A 19,693-nucleotide genomic window follows, 5' to 3' on the forward strand; every position below is an offset into this window, starting at 1 on the left:
CTGCAGTTGTCATGTGGCTCAATGGTTCACTGGTTCACTGGTTCACTGGTTCAATCGGTCGGTCGTACGCAGCGTGTGACAGGTGAGTGTCCATGGCCTGTAACAGCGCAGCGTCGCTGTCACCGAATTTGCGCGCGAAGATCATCGGACCGCTGCCGTAGATGTCGCCGGCGCCAAATTGCGTATTGGCCCGAAAATAATCCACGTGTTTTGCCGACATATTGGCCGGGCTGGCACCGCCGCCGCTCCAGTCGGTATACGTCAGGTTGCGCCTGACGTTCGCCATGAATGGCGAGTTTCCCAGGATCGTCTGCAAGAACGTCTCGTCGGCGTATTGGGTCCCTTTGAAAAACCGCACCAGTCCCGGGTTGCGCGCCACGTAATCGACGAGGTAGTCGCACGCGCCCCGCGTCAGTGCCCACCAGGTGGAGCCGCCATACGGGGTTAATGCACCCAGTGCACGCGCGTGATCGCGCTGGCGCGGGATGATGCGGGCTTTGAGCAGCACACGCAGTGTCAGGCGGTGCAGGGCAGACAATGTCGGGCGCAGCGTGTACGACGTCAAGCGCGCCAGCGGTTTGCCGGCCGCGGCGCAGGGCATTGGCACGAGGTTGATGTATTCGGCGTCGGGCTGCGCGGCAAAGAAAGCGTTGATGGCGGCGGTCGGCTTCAACGGATAATCCACGCCGCTGAGCAGGACGAAGCGTGTGAAGGGGCCCGCTGCCAGTGCCGTTTTCATCAACAGCAGAATCGCTTCCACCTGGGAGTAGTCGCCCCAGTGCACGGCAACCGGTTCAGGCATCAGCGTCACGTCGTCAAGAGCCAGATGGGCGAACGCGCGCGCGTTGGCTTTCTGGTCAACGTGGATGAAGAATGCCGTTCCATCTGAGCGCAGGCGTGCAATCAAGCGTTGCAGATGGGCGGGGTTGCCGTGCGCCAGCAGTAAATAAGCGATCAATAAGGTCTCCGGTTAAAGCGCGGTGAAGTGTCGGTCCGGGCCACCGACGGCAGGCGCCGGCAGCCAATGTGCGCCGGGCCTGGGTGTCAGCGGGGACAATCGGTCAATAGGGGCGTGCCCGTCGATCGGCCAGTTGCGTCATCAGCGCCGTCAGGCGCGCCGCAGCAGCCGGGAAGGTGAATTTGTCGAGCGACGCCTGGCGCGCGTTGCGCGACAGTGCAGCGCGCAGGGCGGCATCTTCCCAGACTGTGCGCAGCGCCGTCACCATCGCAGCGACGTCGTTCGGGGCGACCAGAATGCCATCGACGCCATCGACGATATAATCGCTGGTGCCGGCGCAGGCAGTGGCGACCATCGGCACGCCGCGCATCATCGATTCGATCACCGTGACCTGGCCGGAGGGCGCGTTCACGTCGGCGATCGGAATGACGTTGATGCGCGAGTGCAGCGCCAGCTGGTGGCACTCTGCCAGTGTCAGGTTGGAACGCAAGCTCACACAGGGCGGCGGCTGGATGTGGGCGGTGGCGTGCGTGCCGGCCACGATGATGGTTTTATAGCCCAGCTGACCGGCAGCTTCGGCGAGCAATGCATAGTCGCGGTTGGCCGTGCCCAGGGCAACGATGTAGGGGTCATCGCCCTGATCAAGCCAGGTGTCGGTATCCCGTAGTTCAGCGCTGAGGGGCACGAAGACGAAGCGTTCGCGCGGCAGCCGCAGCCAGGTGCTGTAAATGTCGATCTCGGCGCGCGAATGGACGACGAACAGGTCCACTGCGGGCAGGCAAAAGCGCGCCAGCTTGCCCTTGATGCCGCCGTAGGGTTGTGCCAGGTTGAAGCACCAGGCGATCAACGGCACGTTCTTGCGGCCGCTGAGCGTCTTGAGCAGTGCGACGATCACCGCCAGCTGCGGGAACGCCGTGACGATGCCGGTCGGTTTCGTGTTGAACGTCTGCCTGAAACCGCGCCAGCCGTGGCGCAGGTAATCGAGCCACTGGCGTCCCGAGGACACCGCGCGCGAGCGGTCGTGATCGTAGTCGGCCGGCACCTGCCGGGTACGGTGTTTGGCCGGATCGATGAAGGGCATCAACCAGCCGGGGTAAGTAGTCTTAACGAACGGCGACAATACGAGCCAATCCATGCTGCACGATCCAATCAGTGTGAAAAACAAGGGTTGCCGGCACCTGGCGCAGGCTTGCTATCGTTGCGCTGCAAAATCCGCGCCGGTCGCTGCAGTCCCGGTGTTCCCGGGCAGCCCCTGAAGCAGGAATTCGACATTCTGCAAACGCATCGTGCGGCGCAGTGACGCGCTTGCCGCGTCCACGCTCAGGGCATTCCCTGTTTTGCTCTGGTGGCCATACAGCAGCAGCAACAGACCAAGCGCGGCACTGTCGAGACTGCAATCGTCCCGCAGCGCGACGTGTATCCGGCGTGGCCGCGCCGTGGCGCGTGCGAGCGCCAGGCGCAGTTCGCCAAGCGCTGCAAGTCGCCAGGCGCCGCCGAGGGTCACTGTGTAACGCCCGCCATCGTCGCTTTCATGCAGTACTGGCACAGCACCCGCCGCGCGCAGGCGTCGGGCGTCCAGTGCGGCAGGCAGCGCCCGGGTGGTGAGCAGTCGCACCAGCGCCACGCCGTCGCCCCAGTAGCGCCGCCACAGCGCCGGTTCTTCCTTGATGCGCCACAGCCATTCCAGGCCGAGTCGGCCCACAAGAGCCGGCGCGCGGCTGACCGTGCCTGCGACGAAGTTGACGACCGCGCCCAGATGGCTGACCAGCGGCGTGTCCAGCGCGCGCAGATTGTGTTCGATCCACGCCTGACCACGCTTGGCGCCAAGCGACACCACGAGCAGGTCGGCGTGGCTTGCGTTGATGCGCTCGATGATGGCTGGCGTGCTCATCTCTTCCAGTGTCCCGAAGCCTGGCGAATACGCGCCCACGCAGCGCATGCGGCCCTCGCCGGCATTGAGCACGTCGGCGGCTTGCTGCGCCACGCCATCGGGCCCACCGAAGAAAAACACGCTGACCGGCATGGTGCGCTGGTCGCGCAGGCGCTCGAACACGGTTGCCCCCGCGACCCGGGCCGTGAATGGCAAACCCAGCAATCTTGCGAGCCACACGACGGGCATGCCATCGGCCAGCGACAGCGACGAGCGCAGCACCGAGTCGCGAAATACCGGGTCCTGTTGGCTGGTAATCAGGAAGTTCAGGTTGGGCGTCGAGAAAAAGCAGCGCTCGGCATTGCCGGCGCGGGCCAATAGCAAGTCGACGGTTTGCTGCATGTCGAGCGCGTCGAACGGCAAGCCCAGCACGCAATAGACGGGGCGCGTGAAGTCGGTGATGACGTGCCTACGGTCGGGCCGGGTCGGCGCGGGATTATTCACTGTCACGTTTTGACCTCACCCAGGAAACTTGACGACGGAACAGGAAGCGGACATACAACGGTATTTTCGCCAGGACATACACAGCAGCGAGTGCCAGTTCTTTACCGCTCAGCACTGCGCGGCCAAAGCGCCACCAGGCCAGCAGGATCGCCACGCCGAGCGCCCCGCCTGCCAAGAGGCCCAACAGCAGCGGCGCAATCGGGCCGCCGGCCAGCGCAAGCAGCAAGCTCAGCCCCGTCAGCGCGCATGCCAGCAGCACCAGCAGCGCGAGCGGCGGCACGCACAGGTCCAGGCCAAACGCGAACAGGCTGGCGCTGCGACGGCGCAGCGCACCGAGAAGCGCAGCCGGGGCGGCGCTGGCAATGACGCTCAGATGGCCATGCTCCCAGCGCGTGCGCTGGCTTTGCACGCCTTCGGCGCTGGTCGGGAAGTAACTGTATACGAGAGCGTGCGGACAGAACATTGGCGCGCTGCCAGCCAGCGCCAGGTCGAGTCCGAGCTTCATGTCTTCGACGATGTGGCCGGTCGCCAGGTGGGCGGAGCGAATCGTTTGCCACGGAAACGCCATGCCGGTGCCCATGAGCTGGCATGGCCAGCCCAGCCGGAACCAGCCCAGCGGTCGCACCTTGTTCTTCACGATCCAGGCGAATTCGGCAATCTTTTTCAGCGGGCCGCTACCGGCTGGCGTGTGCATCAGGTACAGCGCCTGCACCGGGCGGTGATGTTGGGCCGCCAGCATCGCCAGGCGCGCAATGGCGCCTTCGCCAACGATGCAGTCGGCATCGACAATCACGACCACGTCTGGTGGCGCGTCGGCCAGTGCCTTGACGCCAAAGTCCAGGGCGTAGCCTTTGCCGCGCAGTTGCGCGTGGCTGCGCTCGATGACGTTGGCGCCGGCCTGGCGGGCTACCGCGGCGGTTCGATCGGAGCAATTGTCGGCAACGACCAGGATGCGGTCGCTGGCGCTGAGCTGCGGCTGCAGGCTCGCCAGCGTGGCCAGCAAGCCCACTTCTTCATTGTGGGCAGGAATCAGCACGGCAATGCTCGGGCGCGGCCCAGGCACCGATGCTGCACTGCGCACGGGACGCCACGCCAGCAGTGACTGGGCCAGCAGGACCGTGACTGGCACCAATATGATACACAGCAACACGAGCAGGGCGATCGAAAACGCATGGATCAAGAGAAGTTTTCCTAAATTGGATAGCAGGGGTATGCGAGGCTGGACACGGCGGCTTGCTACGTCGAACGCCACCGGGTGGCAACACCGGCAGCCGTGAGGCTGAATGCGCTGTGTGCCACGGTTGTGATCAATAGCAATATCATAAGCGAAATTTCAGATGCATGAACCGTAACGAACACGTGCGGTGCGCCCTGACGGCGGCCAAAACGCCATGGCACGCTCATCGGTTGGGGGCCGCCGTATCGGTCGTTGAGGGGCATGGACGCAAAAAAGCCGCGCACCTGGCGCGGCTTGGCGTTGGGAACAGCGACGCGATCAGCTCGTCGGAACGAGTGTGGCGTTGACGGACGATGGACCATTCGTGCCGCTGGACGCAATCAACACGATCGACGCATTGGCTGGCCACAGGATGCGCACTGATTTCCCATCGACCAGGTCCCATGTGTCATGCGAGAACGTGTTGCCCGATTTTACTTGCAGTCGCAGTCTCGCGCCACCGGTAGCGCGCACCGTGAAGTTGACATACGTCCCCGCTTGCGGCTTGGCCCACTTCACCGGCGTCAAACCGGTGTTATTGGCATTCACGTAGACCGTCTTGGTCGTCGTTGCACCAAACGAGAATTGTTGCGTGATCGGGTCATAGGCGGCCGTGCCCGTGCCGGACTGCCTATACCAACCGCCGCGCATCGAGACGATGTTCATGTTCTGCTGCGGCGCATTGCGTGCATACATCATGTCGCCCTTGCCGTTGACCCAGGCTTGCGCCGAGGTCACCTGCCGCAGGCCGGCGCGGATTTTGTCGAGCTGGTCGGCAATCGTATTGTCCCAGCCTTTCGGCATCAGGTTGAAGTCCGCTTCGTTTTCGACGTAAATCACGAATGGCGTCCCTGTATTGCGGTCAACGACGTAAGCGCCATACAGCTTGAGCGTTTCCACGATCTTGCGCAGGTCGGGGTTGACGATCGCACTGCTGTCGAAGTTCGGTGGCAGCATCAGCAGCGAGCCTTGCGGGATCGCGCCGGTATTGGCGGACGCCGAATTGTCCGCCGCCGTGGCAGGAAATACGTAGGCGGGGTGGCTGGCACCGTTGGCCAGGCCGTTGAAGGTTAGCGACATGGCGAGCGCATGCGGGTAAGCGGCCAGGCCATCCTTGATTTCATGCTTGCGGATCAGGCCGGCCGATGCAGGAATGCCGACCGCGCGCGCGCCCTGGTAATAGTGCGAAGGATCGCCCCAGCCAGTTCCGCCCAGCCTGCTCCATGAGTACATCGCCGCAGTCCAGCGTCCATCCTTCTGCTTCAGCTGCCAGAAGGAATGGACGATATTCGTGATCGGATCGACGATATCGGCGTGACCATCCGTGCCGGAGGCCGGCAACACCGCGGCAGGCCAGCGCGGCAGGGTAATGACGCGGTTCGTGCCACTGTCGGGGTCCGCAACGCCGACGGTGTTGGTGGCGGTCGAGCCCGGGCCGACGATGGTCATCGGTGCGTCGGTCGCCGAGGCGAGGAAGACCCCGGTCGAGTAGGCGCCGGAGGCCACAGTCGGGAAATAGCTCGACTTCGGAATCACGAATGTGCCGAACACCGGGTTGAGCGGGCGCGAGTTCCACAGCGAATCAGCGGCATACGGACGCAGATACGTGCCGAACACGTCATCTCGAGCAGCCGACGGCGTCGACTGTGCCGCAGCAGGCGTGGTCGGTGGCACCACGGATGGGCTCGTCGAGGTCGCCACCGATGGGCTCGTGGATGGCGCCACGGCTGGACTCACCGGGGATGCCACGGACGGGCTCGTCGAGGAAACCACGGATGGACTCACCGGTGCTGGCTCAGGTGGACTCACCGAGGATGGCACGGATGGAATCGCGGACGATGCCACGGGCGCGCTGACGGCGGATGGCAGCGATTGGGCGACGGGCAGACTGGCGCTGGCGGTTGGTGCGATTTGCGCAGGCGCGGGTGTGGCAGCGCCACCGTTGTCGGCGGCGGGCGCCGTCGCTGCAGCGACAGGCACGCCGATGTTCGACACGCTTGATGCTGCGGTCGCCGCATCGGTGGCTGCGCCGCCGCCGCATGCCGCCAGCGAGCTGCACAGTAGAGTGGAGACGACCTTGACGGTCACCGCGCGTGAAAAGAGTGTCATATGGTTATCTTCAGTAATCAGGGCGTATCGGACGCGGTATCAGGCTCTTCGCTCTCAGCCCGTTAGATGCCATGAATATTACTGCAGGGAAAAGAATTCCACACGGCAAATAATAGTTATATGCACGAACTTTGGAGATTTGCAACGGAAGATTGCCCTTCTTGCTATGGGCATTAAAAAAGTGATACTGCTAAAAGTGACCTAATTAAAATTCGATACTTCAAGCAATTGTGTTTCTTCTAAATAAGAGAATTGGTCACCTTTCTTTACTACCGGTCGCAACAATTCAAATGTCTTTACGCAGAAGGTGCTTGACGGTACTGACAGCCAGTGCTGATGCAACGACCTCGCTCGAACGGGTCAGGTGACCGGGGCGCGAATTTTTTGCGGCATTAAATAATGAGGTCGCGAGAGCGAATGATGGGCTTGAGCCGGGTCGACGAGGATGGACACTGCCATCCGGATGAACGACGAGATCGAAGCACGCCGGTATTACGGGGCGGTGGCGCCAGAAGTCGCCGTTCGGATCGTGTTTTCGTGAGAACACCGGCACCGATTTGTCGCCGTTGAACAATGCGCTGCAACGCACGTCTTGCAAGAACGTCGAATGCATGGGGGGCGGCTCGGATTACCCGCCATCCAGACGCAAGGGATATGGCGAATGGAGAATGTTTGACGAAGGATTGCCCGCCAGCGAGTTGATCACAGCGAGTTGATCACAGCGAATGAGCACATCTGGAAGGTCAGCGGTAGATTGAATATTTTGAATACCGAGCAATTGATTTGCGCGGCGCCCGTCGATTACCAGGTGGTTGGCGATCTCGGGGATATGCCGCTCATCGGCGATTCGCTGGGCGGTAATCTCTGGATGGCATTGTCAACGTTTGCACGCCGTCGCGATGCCGACGATCGGTATTTCCGCGCAGACTATTCCAAATCATTTGTACTCGAAAAGAAATTCGTTCAGACCATCAAAGAGGCAGTGCACCAGCCGACGGCTATTCCCGGCATTCCAATGCGAACTATCGTAGTAACAGTTACAAAACAAAAAAGCTGCGCATGATCGCCCGGAAAATCGCGCCGGGCTGATGGGTGTCATGGCGCTCGCCTGCATGCTGGTCAAGTCACCCGATGGCATGCAGGCGCGGCTCTGGGCTGTCAGGCCGGCATGCACGTCGTCTGTTTGCGCCAGGCGCCAGGCACCCGGCAGGGCGGCGCCATCAGGGCGACTTGACCAGCAGCGCTTTGACCGACGACGCGCCGCCGGTACCGCCCGTCGCGGTCAGCGTCAACTTGGCGTTCGCCGGCCACACGAACCGCTGTGACTGCCCGTTCGCAAGATCGCGGGTCTCTTGCGTGATCACGCCATTGCTGCGGACCTGCAGTCGTAATGTGGCGCCACCAGTGGCGCTGACAGACAGTTCGACGTGCGCGCCTGGTTGCGGTAGTGCCCAGCTCACGCGGGTCAGGCCAGCGTTGCTGGTATTGACATGCACCGTTTTGCTGCTCGCCGGTTCGAACACGAGGCGTTGTTCGAGCGTGTCATAGGATGCTGCGCCGGTGCCCGATTGCCGCGACCATGGACCCCGCATCGACAGAATATTCATGTTCTGTTGCGCCTTGATTGCCGCAGTTGCCGTGTTGCCGTTGCCATCGATCCAACCCTGTACCGACGTTACCTGACGCAGCTGCGCACGAATCAGGTCGAGCTGGATGGCGACCTGGTTGTCCCAGCCGTTGGGCATCAGGTTGAAACCGGCGTCGTTTTCGGCATAGATCACGAACGGCGTGCCCGTGTTGTAGTCGACCACATAGGCCCCGTACAACTTGAGCGTCTCGACGATCTTCTTCAGATCAGGGTTCGTGATGGCGCTGCTGTCGAAGCCCGGTGGCAGCATCAGCAGCGCGCCCTGTGGAATTGCGCCGGTATTGGCCGCTGCCGTGTTGTCGGCCGACGTGGCAGGAAAGATATAGGCAGGGCTGCTGACACCGTTGGCCAGGCCGTTCTTTGTCAGTGACATCGCAAGCGCATGCGGGTAGGTGGCAAGGCCATCCTTGATTTCATGCTTGCGAATCAGGCCTGCCGACGCAGGAATGCCAACCGCACGCGCGCCCTGATAGTAATGCGCGGGATCACCCCAACCGAGGCCGGATAGCTTGCTCCACGAATACAGGGCAGCCGTCCAGCGCCCATCCTTCTGCTTCAATTGCCAGAACGAGTGGATGATCTTCGTCTCGGGGTCGACGATATCGGCGTGGCCATCGGTACCCGAGGCAGGCAACACGCCCGCAGGCCAGCGGGGAATGGTAATCACGCGGTTGCCAGTGCTGTCGGGGTCGGCAACACCCACCGTGTGCGTGGCGGTGGAGCCGGGCCCGACGATCGTCATCGGCTTGTCTGTGGCCGACGCAAGGAAGACACCCGTCGAATAGGCGCCCGAAGCCACGGTAGGGGAGTAGCTGGACTTGGGAATCACGAACGTGCCAAACGCCGGATTGACTGGCCGCGCGTTCCATAGGGACGTGGCCGCGTACGGGCGCAGATAACTGCCAAAGGGCGCGGGGCGCGCAGCCGCGCCAGTGGTTGCTCTTGCCGCGCTCGCATGTGCCACCGTGGCGGCATGCACGGACGCACGGATGGCGCTGCTTGATTCCGCAATGGCCAGATTGTTACCGCCTGTTGGTGCTGCATGGGACAACGCGCCGTGCACGCCCGTGGCGGGAACGGATACATCGCAGGCTGCCAGTGCCGTACAGGCCAGCGGCGCAAGCAGGCGCAGCATCATCGCGCTCGGTGGAAATGTCATGTCGATCCCGTCAGGTTGCAGTCATGGCAGGCGGCGTAGCGCCGGCCTGAGAAGCCGGCCGCCGTCAGACAGCCACCGGCGCCTTGATCCCCGGATGCGGGTCATACCCGGTGATCTCGAAATCCTCGAAGCGGTAGTCGAACAGCGAGTCCGGCTTACGCTTGATGACCAGTTGGGGCAGGGCGCGCAGGTCGCGCGACAGTTGCAGGTCGACCTGCTCCATGTGGTTGGCGTACAGGTGGCAATCGCCGCCGGTCCAGATGAAGTCGCCGACCTCGAGGCCTGCCTGCTGGGCCATCATGTGGGTCAGGATCGCATACGAGGCGATATTGAATGGCACGCCCAGGAAGATATCGGCGCTGCGCTGGTACAACTGGCACGACAGCTTGCCATCGGCCACGTAGAACTGGAACAGCGCGTGGCACGGCGGCAGTTTCATCGACGGCACGTCCGCCACGTTCCACGCGGAGACGATCATGCGGCGCGAATCGGGCGTGGTGCGGATCTGCTCGAGCACCTGCGCGATCTGGTCAATGTGTTCGCCGGTGGGCGTCGGCCAATTACGCCACTGGTAGCCGTACACCGGCCCCAGGTTGCCGTCGGCATCGGCCCATTCGTCCCAGATCGAGACGCCGTTTTCTTTCAGGTACGCGATATTGGTCGAGCCCTGCAGGAACCAGATCAGCTCATGGATGATCGACTTCAGGTGCACTTTCTTGGTGGTCAGGAGCGGAAAGCCGGCCTGCAAATCAAAGCGCATCTGGTAGCCGAACACGGAGCGGGTGCCGGTGCCGGTGCGGTCGGTTTTGGTGGCGCCATGCTGCTGGACATGGCGCATGAAGTCGAGATATTGGCGCATTGCGGGTGTGGTATGAGGATCGTACGACCCGTCATTCTATCATCCGGTGCAGATGGGGGCGCCTGGGGTGCCGGGGGCGGTCGCCGCTGGCGCAGCCAGGCGGTCGGCAAAGCGCTGCAGCGCCAGGTGCAGCGCCGTGTCCGACATCGCCAGCAGGTTGTCACCCACGTAGAGCTCGACGACGCTGGTGTCTGGCAGCGCGCCGTGGCCGGCGCGGTTGAACAGCCAGATACCATCGTCGATGGCCAGCGCGTCGCGGATCGCCAGTGCAGCGTCGCGCGATACGGGCAGATGCAGATGCAGCATATTGGCCTGCGGCGCGGCCGGATTGACGCGAATTGCCGGGTGCGCGCGCAGCGCCGCACACAGGAACTGCGTGCGCCTGAAATAGTCGGGCATGGCCGCCAGGCGCGCGTCGAAGTCCATCGCCCCCGCCACCACGTACGGCGAGCGGTGGACCACGTTGCCGCCCTGGCGCCGGAACCACTCGGCGCAGCGCTCGACGAACTCGTGGCTGCCGGCAAGCATGGCACCACCCAGGCCGCCCAGGCCCTTGTACAGTGAGACATACACCGAATCGAAGCCGGCCGCGATCTGCGCCGCGCTGCGGCCATAGCCGGCCGCCGCTTCCCACAGGCGCGCGCCGTCCATGTGCAGGTGGATTCCACGCTCACGGCAGCCGCGCTTGATCGCCTCGAGTTCGTCCCACGGCGAGAGCTGCCCGCCGATCTCCCGCATCGGGATCTCGAGGCCCACAGCGCCCAGGCGGTCCGGCAGCGCCAGCAGATCGGCGGCCGACCATGGCCGGTGCCGGTCGCCCACGGGCAGCGCCTGGAAATGGTCCAGCAGCTGGTAGTTGGCGCGTTCGTGGACGAAGATGTGGGAGGTCGGATGCAGCGCCACCAGGCGGCTGGCGCGCTCCAGGCAGGCCAGGCGCAGCGCGGTTACCTGCGCCATCGTGCCGCTGACGCAGAACACCGCGGCCTCGAATCCCAGCGTGGCGGCCACCTTCGCTTCAAACGATTGGATCAGGTCACCATTGCCATAGACGTCGTGATCGATGTCGTGCTGCTCGCACCAGGCGGCCATCGCTGCAAAATGTTCCGCAGGACGGCGCAGGCGATGGCCCGGGAAGATGGTGTGGCAGCGACGCTGCAGGGCGGTGTCTGACAAGGCGTTCTCCGGGAGGAAGGAACGCTACTCTACACCGCGCCGGGTAGGCAAAGGAAGCGCCCGGCGGGATAGCCGGGCGCAAGGCCGGGGATCAGCCGTGGGTCAGTGCCGGGCGGCGCGGCGCCGCTGCGAGCGCGTTGCCACCCGGGGCCGGGCCGTCTTCGATCAGGCGGAAGCTGCGCACCGCGCGGGCGAGTGCATCGGCCTGCTCGTGCATCGCCTGCGCTGCGGCGCTGGCTTCTTCGACCAGTGCGGCGTTCTGCTGCGTGGTCGTGTCCATCTCGACCACGGCGCGGTTGACTTCCTCGATGCCCTGGGTCTGCTCCTGGCTGGCGTTGCTGATTTCGGCCATGATGGCGGTGACGCGCTGCACGCTCGTGAGCACTTCCTGCATCGTGGTGCCGGCTTGCGCCACCAGCGCGCTGCCGGCGCCGACTTCGTGGTTCGATGCGTCGATCAGGCCCTTGATTTCCTTGGCCGCTGCAGCCGAGCGCTGCGCCAGGTTGCGCACTTCGGACGCCACGACAGCAAAGCCGCGACCCTGTTCGCCTGCGCGCGCCGCTTCGACGGCAGCGTTCAGTGCCAGGATATTGGTCTGGAACGCGATGCCATCGATGACGCTCGTGATGTCCGAAATCTTGCGCGACGCGACCGTGATCGAATCCATGCGGGCGACCACTTGCGAGACCGTGTCGCCGCCTTTTTGCGCAACGCTTGATGCGGTGCGGGCAAATTCATTGGCCTGGCGCGCATTGTCCGCATTCTGGCGCACGGTCGTGGTCAGCTCGTCCATCGACGAGGCCGTGGTGGCCAGGCTGGCCGCCTGTTCTTCGGTGCGGTTGCACAGGTCGAGGTTGCCGGTCGAGATCTGCTGCGAGGCGGCGGCAATGTGCTCGGCGCCGTCGCGTACCTTGCCGACCACGCCCGAGAGGTTCTCGCCGATATCGTTGATCGCCACCGTCAGGCGACCGATCTCATCGTGGTTGCGCGGCGCGATCCGGGCAGTCAGGTCGCCGCTGGCGATGCGGCGGGCCACTTCTTCGACGGCGGCCAGCGGGCGTGTCACGGTCGCGCGCACCAGCAGGTACAGCAGCGTTGCCAGTACGGCCAGGGCAGCAATGCCGAACAGGATGAAGCGGTTGCGCAGTTCGGTCGCGGCGGCAGTGATCTCGTCGATATACGTGCCACCGGCGATGACCCAATTCCAGTCCTTCATGTACGTGTACGCCGCGAATTTCTCGCGCGCGCCGGATTCGCCCGGGTTTTGCCAGTCGTAGCGGACGGTGCCTTCCTTCTTCTCCAGCATTTCCTTGACGAACTCGTGACCGTCGGCCGACTTGCTGTCGAGGATATTCTTGCCTTCGCTCTTCGGATGCACGAGCAGGTCGCCGTAAGTCTTGCCGGGTGCTGCCGACAGCACGTAGAAGTAGCCGCTGTCGCCAACCTTGATCGCATTGATGCGCTCCTTCAGGAAGGCGATGTCCTTGCTGATGTTGACGCCCACGTAGAGTGCGCCGACGACCTTGCCGGCGGCGTCGCGCACCGGCTCGTACTGGGTGATGAACTGCTTGCCGAACAGGGTGACCAGACCCACGTAGGTACGGCCTTCACGCAGCGCGCCGTAGGCCGGTACGGTCTTGTCGAGGGCGGTGCCGACGGCGCGTTCGCCGTTTTCCTTCTTGACCGAGGTCGTCACGCGCACGAAGTCGTCGCCGGCGACGGCGAACACGGTGGCGTTGGCGCCAGTGCGCTCGGTAAAGCTGTCCGGTAAGGCAAAGTCGAGGTTCAACGGCTTGCCGTCCAGGCTCAGCGTGGGCACCTGGCGCCCGCCGATGTCCACGGTGGCCGCTTCATCGAGCGTGTATTCGCCTGGCAGGCCGGCTTTGAAGATGCGGCCGAAGCTGACGGCCTGGCTCGAGACGGTCTTGTTGAACAGTTCGACGGTATTGGCGACGCCCTTGAGTTCGCTGGTCACGCCTTGCATGGCGCGCTCTTTCAGCATGGTGGACGTGGAGAGCGTGATCGTACCGATCAGGACAGCGAGGATGACACCTGTCAGGGCGAACGTGACAACACTGATGCGGGTGCCGACATTCCAGCTGGCCAAACTATATTTTTGGTTGCTCATGATAGTTGAGTGATGATGGAAGGTATAACCTCGGATCATACTCGCTCAAACTTTTCATGCGGAAAGAATTAGTGATTTTTGGCAGTCGTTGTGGTGCCGTGATGCAACATCGCAACGGAATGTGACGGAAATTCACGGGATCGTTGCGCACTCCGCCATGATTGCGCCGGGATCAGCCGGCGCATGTGGTAATGGAAACGATCATTGGTGCAGCCCGGATCAGCGCGCAGGACAGCGCGCAGGGCGCCGTCACGCCATCGTCACGCGGCAACCGGCGCATGCGCCTGGAATTGCAGCGCAGCCAGATTGGCGTACACGCCGCGCAGGGCGACCAGCTCGTGGTGCGTGCCCATCTCGACGATCCTGCCGCCATCGAGCACGACGATACGGTCGGCACGCTGCACGGTGGCCAGGCGGTGGGCGATGACGATCGTGGTGCGGCCAATCATGGCAGCTTCGAGCGCGCGCTGCACGAGGCGTTCGGATTCGGCGTCCAGTGCACTGGTGGCTTCGTCGAGCAGCAGCAGCGGCGGGTTCTTCAGCAACGCGCGCGCGATGGCAATGCGCTGGCGCTGACCACCTGACAGGCGCACGCCGCGCTCGCCCAGGAACGAGCGGTAGCCTTCCGGCAGGCGCTCGATGAATTCGTGGGCCGCTGCCATGCGCGCTGCTGCGATCACTTCATCGTCGGTGGCGTCGGGGCGGCCGTAGCGGATGTTTTCCATCGCGTCGAGCGAGAACACGACCGTATCCTGCGGCACGATGCCGACCGCGCCCCGCAGCGTCTGCAGCGTCAGGTCGCGCACGTCGACGCCGTCGAGGCGGATGCTCCCGGATTGCGGATCATAAAAGCGCAGCAGCAGCTGGAACAGCGTGGTCTTGCCGGCGCCGGACGGGCCGACCACGGCCACCGTTTCGCCGGGTCGGATCTCGAGTGCCAGGTGCGACAGCGCCGCCTCCTGCAGGCGCGACGGGTAGGCGAAGGTCACCTGATCGAGCGTGACGCGGGCGCCGTTGGCGGTGCGCGCGGGCAGGGTGGCCGGGTGCAGCGGGTCCTGGATGTCCGAGCGCGCGGCCAAGAGTTCGAGCAGGCGCTCGGTGGCGCCGGCGGCGCGCTGGGCGTCGCCCATGACTTCGGACAAGGCCCCGACCGAGCCGGCGACGATGCCGGCATAGAGGATGAACTGCCCCAGCTCGCCCCCGGTCATGGTGCCGGCAATCACGGCGTGCGCGCCCAACCAGAGCACGAACACGATTGCCCCGAAGATCAGCACGATCGCCAGCAGCGTCAGTGTCGCGCGTGCGCGGATGCGGCGCATGGCGGTGGTGAACGCGCTTTCGACTTCGACGCCAAAGCGCCCGGCTTCGTAGCCTTCGCGCGTGAACGCCTGCACGGTGGGCATGGCATTGAGGATTTCACCGGCAACGGCCGATGCATCGGCGATGCGGTCCTGCGAATCGCGCGAGAGCTTGCGTACGCGGCGGCCGAACAGCACGATCGGCAGCACGACCAGCACCAGGAGGCCCAGGATGATGGACGTCAGGCGCGGGCTCGTGATGAACAGCATCACCAGGCCACCGATGAACAGCAGCGTGTTGCGCAGCGCGAGAGAAATGCTGGTGCCGACGATCGCCTGGATCAGCGTCGTGTCGGTGGTCAGGCGCGACAGCACTTCGCCGGTGCGCGTGGTCTCGAAAAATTCGGGACTCTGGCGCACCACGTGGCGATACACGGCGCTGCGGATATCGGCCGTCACCCGCTCACCGAGCCACGAGACCATGTAGAAGCGCGCGGCCGTGGCCACCGCCAGCACGGCGGCCACGCCGAACAGCGCCAGGAAGGTGGCATTGACGTTCTCGATGCCGCGCGCGGTGGCCGATGCGCCGAACCCCAGGTCGATCATCTGCTTGAAGGCCGCCGGGATGGCCAGCGTGGCGCCGGCCGCGAACAGCAGCGCGATGCCGGCCAGGATGAACTGGCGCCGGTAGGGCGCCATGAACGGCGTCAAACCCTTGAGGGTCGAGAGGCTGCTCTTGCGGGAAGTGTCTGCGTCGGGGGAGGCGGTGGAGCTGGTGGTACGCGTCGTCATCGTGTCTTCGTGGGATTCTTATAATTTCATCGGCTGCACATAGCCGGTCATTTCAAGGTAGCCGCGGCCGACGCGGCGGCCGTTTTGCTGGATCGTGACCGCGCCTTCCCAGTACACGGCGCCCGTCGAGCGGCGCGAATCGAGTTCCTGGTCGTTCTGCAGCGGCGCAATCTGCCATACCAGCTCGCCAGTGGTGATCGTGGTGGCAATCGGGTAGGTCGCCTGCGTACGCGGTGACGTCCATAGCGTTTGCGGCGTGAACGTGATCTGTTCCGGCGCGTAGTGCGTGACCTTGCCCGCTTTGTCGCGCCGGGTGGCGTGCGCCCATAGCTTACCACCTTGGCGGTCGCGGACCTGGAAAGCCATCAGCGCGCCGCCGTCGTCGAGGTTGGCACCAACCCAGTCCCAGCCGACGGCCTCGGGTTGCAAGGCTTCGCTCGACCATTCGTGATCGAGCCAGGCGCTTCCGGTCACCACCGTGGCGGCCATGCCGCCGCGCCCCACGCTGCCCGTGACGGCCAGTTGCGGTTCGCTGTAGTAGTAGCTGGCGTGCTGCGCGCTGGGGCCCTTGCGCGAATAGCCGCCCTGGCCTTGTGCCAGGACCGGCTGCGTGGGGCGCAGGCGCAGTTCGAGCGTCAGCTGGTTCGAGCGGATGGTCACGCGGTAGTTGCCGTCGTTGTCACGCACCATGCGCCAGTCGTCCAGCTTCAGGTCGGTGTTGCCGGGGCGGGCCCAGGCCAGGCCGAAGCCTTCGCGCGCGCTGCGCTGGTCGTGTACCAGGCGCCCGACCGACGGATCGGACAGCGCCGCATGGCCGATCACCAGCTGGCGCGGCGTGAAGTGGCTGGGGTTGGCGCCATCCACGCCCGTGCGGCTGCGAAAGAACGTGACCTGGAAACCGAGCGGGCGCTTGTCAGGCGTCTCGACCCAGCCGGTGACGTACCACCACTCGGTGCGAAACTCGGGATGGGCGCCATAATCGCGTGGGAACGCCAGCGCCGCGCCAGGCGTCACAGGGGCAAACACGGGCGGTTCGGCCCGCGCCGACAGCGCCAGCAGCGACAGCAATATACTTAAGATGAAACGCATTACCAATCCTCTCTGACAGCGCGCACCGGACCGCCCGACAAGGCCTGGCGGCCCGACACGAGCGCGGTGGCGACGGACGCGGCGACCAGCACCGCGGCCACACTGCCCAGCAATGGCCAGGGCAGGTGCAGGCCCATGGTCCAGTGGAACGACTGCGGGTTGATCACGAACACCAGGATCAGGCTGATGACCAGCCCGAGCACGAAACCGGCAATGACGCCCAGGCCCGTGAGCAGGCCGCCTTCGAAGGCGAGCAACTGCAAGACCTGGCGCCGCGTGACGCCGACGTGGCGCAGCATACCGAATTCCCGGGCCCGTGCCAAAGTCTGGGCCGAAAAACTGGCAGCGATACCCGATAGTCCGATCGCGATCGCGATCGCCTCCAGTAAATACGTTACTGCGAAACTGCGGTCGAAAATTTTCAGGCTCGCCGCGCGGATGTCGCCCGGGCGCATGAAGGTGAGCGCCGCGCCGAAGGGCAGCGTGCGCAAGCGGGTTTCCAGCGTGGCCGCGTCGACCCCATCGGCTGTCCACAGCGCCGCGTCGGTCACCGCGCCTTCGCCTGTCAACTGGCGGTAATCGGCCAGCTGGATGACGACCGAGCCGCTTTGGTTGGCGTAATCGCGCCAGGCGCCAGCGACAAAGAACGGCTTTTCGACGCCGCCCAGCGGCAGGCGCAGGGTCTGGCCGACGCGCGCGCCGTACAGGTCGAGCAGCGCCTCGGACACCCAGGCCGGTCGCGCGCCGGCGGGTATCGGCGCGCTGGAACCCACCAGATACAGCAGGCGCGCCGGATCGCGCACGTCGATGTCGCGCGCGATGACGACGATCGGCGGACGCTCGGGCGAGAGCGACACGCGCCGCGTGCGCAGGAACTGGATCTTCTGCACGCCTGGCAGCGCAGTCAAGGCAGCCTGCTGCGCCGGGCTCAGGTAACCGGTGGCGCCGGAATCGACCGTGCGCACATACAGGTCGGCGGGCAGGATGTGGCCCATCCAGTCGTCGACCGAGACCCGGAAGCTGGACACCATGATCCCCATCGCCACCATCAGGCTGAAACTGGCCAGGATGCCACCCAGCGCAATCGAGGCCTGGCCCGGCGCATTGGCCAGGCGCCCCAGTGACAGCGCCAGCACCGGCATGGGCCGGCGCTTTTTGGCCAGCAACGCTTCGAGCGCGCGGAACGTGACGGCGGCAAAGCGCGGCATCAGGCCGATGCCGCCGACCAGCAGCAGCGCGATCGCCAGATAGCCGAACAGCGGCAGTTCGAACACGGGCGGCGCGAACGCGAACAGCGCGGCCAGCATCAGGCAGGCGAGCGACGGCCAGACACGCGCCAGGCGCGACAGCGGCGCTTCGTCGGCGCCGGACTTGATCGCCACGGCCGGGCGCGCGCGCGCCGCTTCCCACGCCGGCGCCAGGCAACCGAGCAAGGCCACACCCAGGCCAAGCGCGAAGAAGACGACGGCCGCGCCGGGCGTGAACGCCACTTGCGGACGAATGCCGGGGAAGTAGCCGGCGCCCAGGTCGCCGCCAAAATAATGCAGGGCGGCCGCGGCCAGCGCGTAGCCGGCACCGATGCCCAGCAGGCTGCCGGCCACGCCCAGGCTTGCGCCTTCGAGGAGTACCTGGCGCAGCAGCTGGCCCCGTTCGAATCCCAGCACGCGCAGCAGCGCGAACTGGCTGCGCCGGCGCATGACCGACAGTGCCTGGGTCGAGAACACGAGGAAGGCGCCCGTAAACAGTGCGACCAGCGCCAGCACCGTCAGATTGACGCGGTAGGCGCGGCTCATGTTCGATGTGCGGCTTTCCTGGTCGGCGTCGTTCGGCTGGCCGACCGTGAAGCGCCCCGGCCAGGTGCGCTCGAGATCGGCGCTCAGCGCGCGCTGGAATGCGGCGCGGTCGACGCCGCTGCGCAGCTTGAGGTCCACGCGCGAGAGCTTGCCCACGCGTTCCAGGCGCCACTGCAGCGCGCCGATGTCCATCACGGCCAGGCGCTGGCCGCTGCGCGCCCGCTGCACCGGGCCGGCCACGCGCAGCGTGATGACGCCGGTGCCGGCGCGCAGATTGAGCGTGTCGCCGCGCCGCTTGCTTAGCCACGCTTCGGCGGCGGGCGACAGGAACAGCGCATCGTCGGCCAGCACATCAAGCATGCGGCCTTCGCCTGGCACACCGGTCAGGTCGGGCGAGATGAAGCCGGCGCGGAAGGCGTCGATGCCGATGATGCGCAGTGGGCTGTCCTGACCCGGCACACCGGCCTGCACCTCGAGAATGGGCGCGGCCACCGCAACGTCCGGGTGGCTGGCCAGGCGCGGGTACACCGCTTCGTCGAACAGCAGTTCGCGCCCCTGGACCTGGATGTCGGCCTGGCCCGACAGGCTCTTGACGGCGGCCGAGAATTCATTGAACGCAGCAGCGTTGATCAGGTGGATGGCAAAGCCCATCGACACGCCAACGGCAATGGCGGCAATCGCCACCAGCGCGCGCACCGGGTGCGCACGCCACTCGCCGAGCAGCAGCCAGCGCGTGAGCCGGCTCAACCCGGGCATTCGACCGCCAGTGCTTCGGCCTGGCGGCGCGCCTTGACGCGCGCGATGGCTTTTGCCGCATCGCTGCTCCTGGCCAGGTCTTCGTCGGCCCAGCGCGCCTGCAGGCGCAGCTTGTCGCAGCGCTTGCGCAGGGCCAGCGCGGCGCGCCCGGCACGTTCGAATTCATGGGCGTCACGTTCAGCCTGCGCTGCCCGAGTCCGGTCGATGGCCGTAAGTGCTGCGCGGGCCGCCGCCAGGCGCGTGGCCTGCATCGGATCGGGCGCTGGGGTGGGCGGCAGCGCGAGCGGGGCGCCGGCGCCAGCACAGGGTCGGTCGGCGTAGATCACGTGCATACCTTCATG

At 65.0% G+C, this 19,693-nt stretch carries 15 protein-coding genes; 1 reads left to right on the forward strand and 14 read right to left on the reverse strand.

All coding sequences use genetic code 11. The features are described 5' to 3' along the window. Positions 1-34 precede the first annotated feature (34 nt). The 6 genes from RCH14_RS21205 to RCH14_RS21230 form a co-directional block, all read right to left on the reverse strand. The gene (locus RCH14_RS21205) at positions 35-958 is read right to left on the reverse strand and encodes a beta-1,6-N-acetylglucosaminyltransferase (protein WP_343028081.1); all 924 of its coding nucleotides are present in this window, start codon (positions 956-958) and stop codon (positions 35-37) included. Positions 959-1,061: 103 nt separating this feature from the next. Continuing rightward, complete coding sequence (locus RCH14_RS21210; RefSeq protein ID WP_343028082.1) at positions 1,062-2,093, reverse strand: glycosyltransferase family 4 protein; 1,032 nt, start codon at positions 2,091-2,093, stop codon at positions 1,062-1,064. 57 nt (positions 2,094-2,150) lie between these two features. Beyond that, positions 2,151-3,338 (reverse strand): WecB/TagA/CpsF family glycosyltransferase, encoded by a 1,188-nt coding sequence (locus RCH14_RS21215; RefSeq protein WP_343028083.1) that lies wholly within the window; start codon positions 3,336-3,338, stop codon positions 2,151-2,153. Continuing rightward, entirely contained in the window at positions 3,325-4,512 is a 1,188-nt protein-coding gene (locus RCH14_RS21220; protein WP_343028084.1) for a glycosyltransferase family 2 protein, read from the reverse strand. Before RCH14_RS21220 ends, RCH14_RS21215 begins: the two co-directional genes overlap by 14 nt. Before the next feature lie 315 nt (positions 4,513-4,827). Continuing rightward, positions 4,828-6,657 carry an Atrophin-1 multi-domain protein gene (locus RCH14_RS21225; RefSeq protein ID WP_343028085.1) on the reverse strand — a complete coding sequence of 610 codons (1,830 nt, stop codon included), beginning with the start codon at positions 6,655-6,657 and terminating at the stop codon, positions 4,828-4,830. A 286-nt stretch (positions 6,658-6,943) separates the two neighbouring features. After that, positions 6,944-7,270, reverse strand: coding sequence for a hypothetical protein (locus tag RCH14_RS21230; RefSeq protein ID WP_343028086.1), 327 nt, complete (start codon positions 7,268-7,270; stop codon positions 6,944-6,946). 99 nt (positions 7,271-7,369) lie between these two features. On the opposite strand from RCH14_RS21230, the gene RCH14_RS21235 reads away from it, so the two are divergent. Continuing rightward, positions 7,370-7,720 carry a hypothetical protein gene (locus RCH14_RS21235; protein WP_343028087.1) on the forward strand — a complete coding sequence of 117 codons (351 nt, stop codon included), beginning with the start codon at positions 7,370-7,372 and terminating at the stop codon, positions 7,718-7,720. Between the two features lie 157 nt (positions 7,721-7,877). Here the strand turns inward: RCH14_RS21235 and RCH14_RS21240 are convergent, their stop codons facing one another. From RCH14_RS21240 to RCH14_RS21275, 8 genes are all read right to left on the reverse strand, one after another. Further along, a complete protein-coding gene (locus RCH14_RS21240) occupies positions 7,878-9,464 on the reverse strand; it encodes an Atrophin-1 multi-domain protein (protein ID WP_343028088.1) in 1,587 nt (528 codons plus the stop codon). Positions 9,465-9,528: 64 nt separating this feature from the next. Beyond that, positions 9,529-10,323 carry a thymidylate synthase gene (locus tag RCH14_RS21245; protein ID WP_343028089.1) on the reverse strand — a complete coding sequence of 265 codons (795 nt, stop codon included), beginning with the start codon at positions 10,321-10,323 and terminating at the stop codon, positions 9,529-9,531. 39 nt (positions 10,324-10,362) lie between these two features. Beyond that, the gene (locus tag RCH14_RS21250) at positions 10,363-11,496 is read right to left on the reverse strand and encodes a beta-eliminating lyase-related protein (RefSeq protein ID WP_343028090.1); all 1,134 of its coding nucleotides are present in this window, start codon (positions 11,494-11,496) and stop codon (positions 10,363-10,365) included. Between the two features lie 91 nt (positions 11,497-11,587). Next, entirely contained in the window at positions 11,588-13,624 is a 2,037-nt protein-coding gene (locus RCH14_RS21255; protein WP_343028091.1) for a Cache 3/Cache 2 fusion domain-containing protein, read from the reverse strand. A 260-nt stretch (positions 13,625-13,884) separates the two neighbouring features. Further along, entirely contained in the window at positions 13,885-15,714 is a 1,830-nt protein-coding gene (locus RCH14_RS21260) for an ABC transporter transmembrane domain-containing protein (RefSeq protein WP_343028092.1), read from the reverse strand. 18 nt (positions 15,715-15,732) lie between these two features. After that, a complete protein-coding gene (locus tag RCH14_RS21265; RefSeq protein ID WP_343028093.1) occupies positions 15,733-16,803 on the reverse strand; it encodes a carotenoid 1,2-hydratase in 1,071 nt (356 codons plus the stop codon). Next, on the reverse strand, positions 16,803-19,352 hold the full coding sequence (locus RCH14_RS21270; RefSeq protein ID WP_343028094.1) for an ABC transporter permease: 2,550 nt from the start codon (positions 19,350-19,352) through the stop codon (positions 16,803-16,805). The genes RCH14_RS21265 and RCH14_RS21270 overlap by 1 nt, the downstream gene beginning before the upstream one ends. Next, complete coding sequence (locus RCH14_RS21275) at positions 19,340-19,684, reverse strand: DUF4124 domain-containing protein (protein ID WP_343028095.1); 345 nt, start codon at positions 19,682-19,684, stop codon at positions 19,340-19,342. The genes RCH14_RS21270 and RCH14_RS21275 overlap by 13 nt, the downstream gene beginning before the upstream one ends. Between the last annotated feature and the right edge of the window lie 9 nt (positions 19,685-19,693).

It is taken from the genome of Massilia sp. MP_M2, assembly GCF_039123635.1.
Taxonomy (GTDB): domain Bacteria; phylum Pseudomonadota; class Gammaproteobacteria; order Burkholderiales; family Burkholderiaceae_D; genus Telluria.

What these genes read in the sequence shown, in the direction of transcription:
- RCH14_RS21265 (WP_343028093.1), bottom strand. Translation starts at nt 16,803, where the DNA reads ATGCGTTTCATCTTAAGTATATTGCTGTCGCTGCTGGCGCTGTCGGCG.
- RCH14_RS21255 (WP_343028091.1), bottom strand. Translation starts at nt 13,624, where the DNA reads ATGAGCAACCAAAAATATAGTTTGGCCAGCTGGAATGTCGGCACCCGC.
- RCH14_RS21245 (WP_343028089.1), bottom strand. Translation starts at nt 10,323, where the DNA reads ATGCGCCAATATCTCGACTTCATGCGCCATGTCCAGCAGCATGGCGCC.
- RCH14_RS21270 (WP_343028094.1), bottom strand. Translation starts at nt 19,352, where the DNA reads ATGCCCGGGTTGAGCCGGCTCACGCGCTGGCTGCTGCTCGGCGAGTGG.
- RCH14_RS21260 (WP_343028092.1), bottom strand. Translation starts at nt 15,714, where the DNA reads ATGACGACGCGTACCACCAGCTCCACCGCCTCCCCCGACGCAGACACT.
- RCH14_RS21225 (WP_343028085.1), bottom strand. Translation starts at nt 6,657, where the DNA reads ATGACACTCTTTTCACGCGCGGTGACCGTCAAGGTCGTCTCCACTCTA.
- RCH14_RS21275 (WP_343028095.1), bottom strand. Translation starts at nt 19,684, where the DNA reads ATGCACGTGATCTACGCCGACCGACCCTGTGCTGGCGCCGGCGCCCCG.
- RCH14_RS21210 (WP_343028082.1), bottom strand. Translation starts at nt 2,093, where the DNA reads ATGGATTGGCTCGTATTGTCGCCGTTCGTTAAGACTACTTACCCCGGC.
- RCH14_RS21230 (WP_343028086.1), bottom strand. Translation starts at nt 7,270, where the DNA reads ATGCATTCGACGTTCTTGCAAGACGTGCGTTGCAGCGCATTGTTCAAC.
- RCH14_RS21240 (WP_343028088.1), bottom strand. Translation starts at nt 9,464, where the DNA reads ATGACATTTCCACCGAGCGCGATGATGCTGCGCCTGCTTGCGCCGCTG.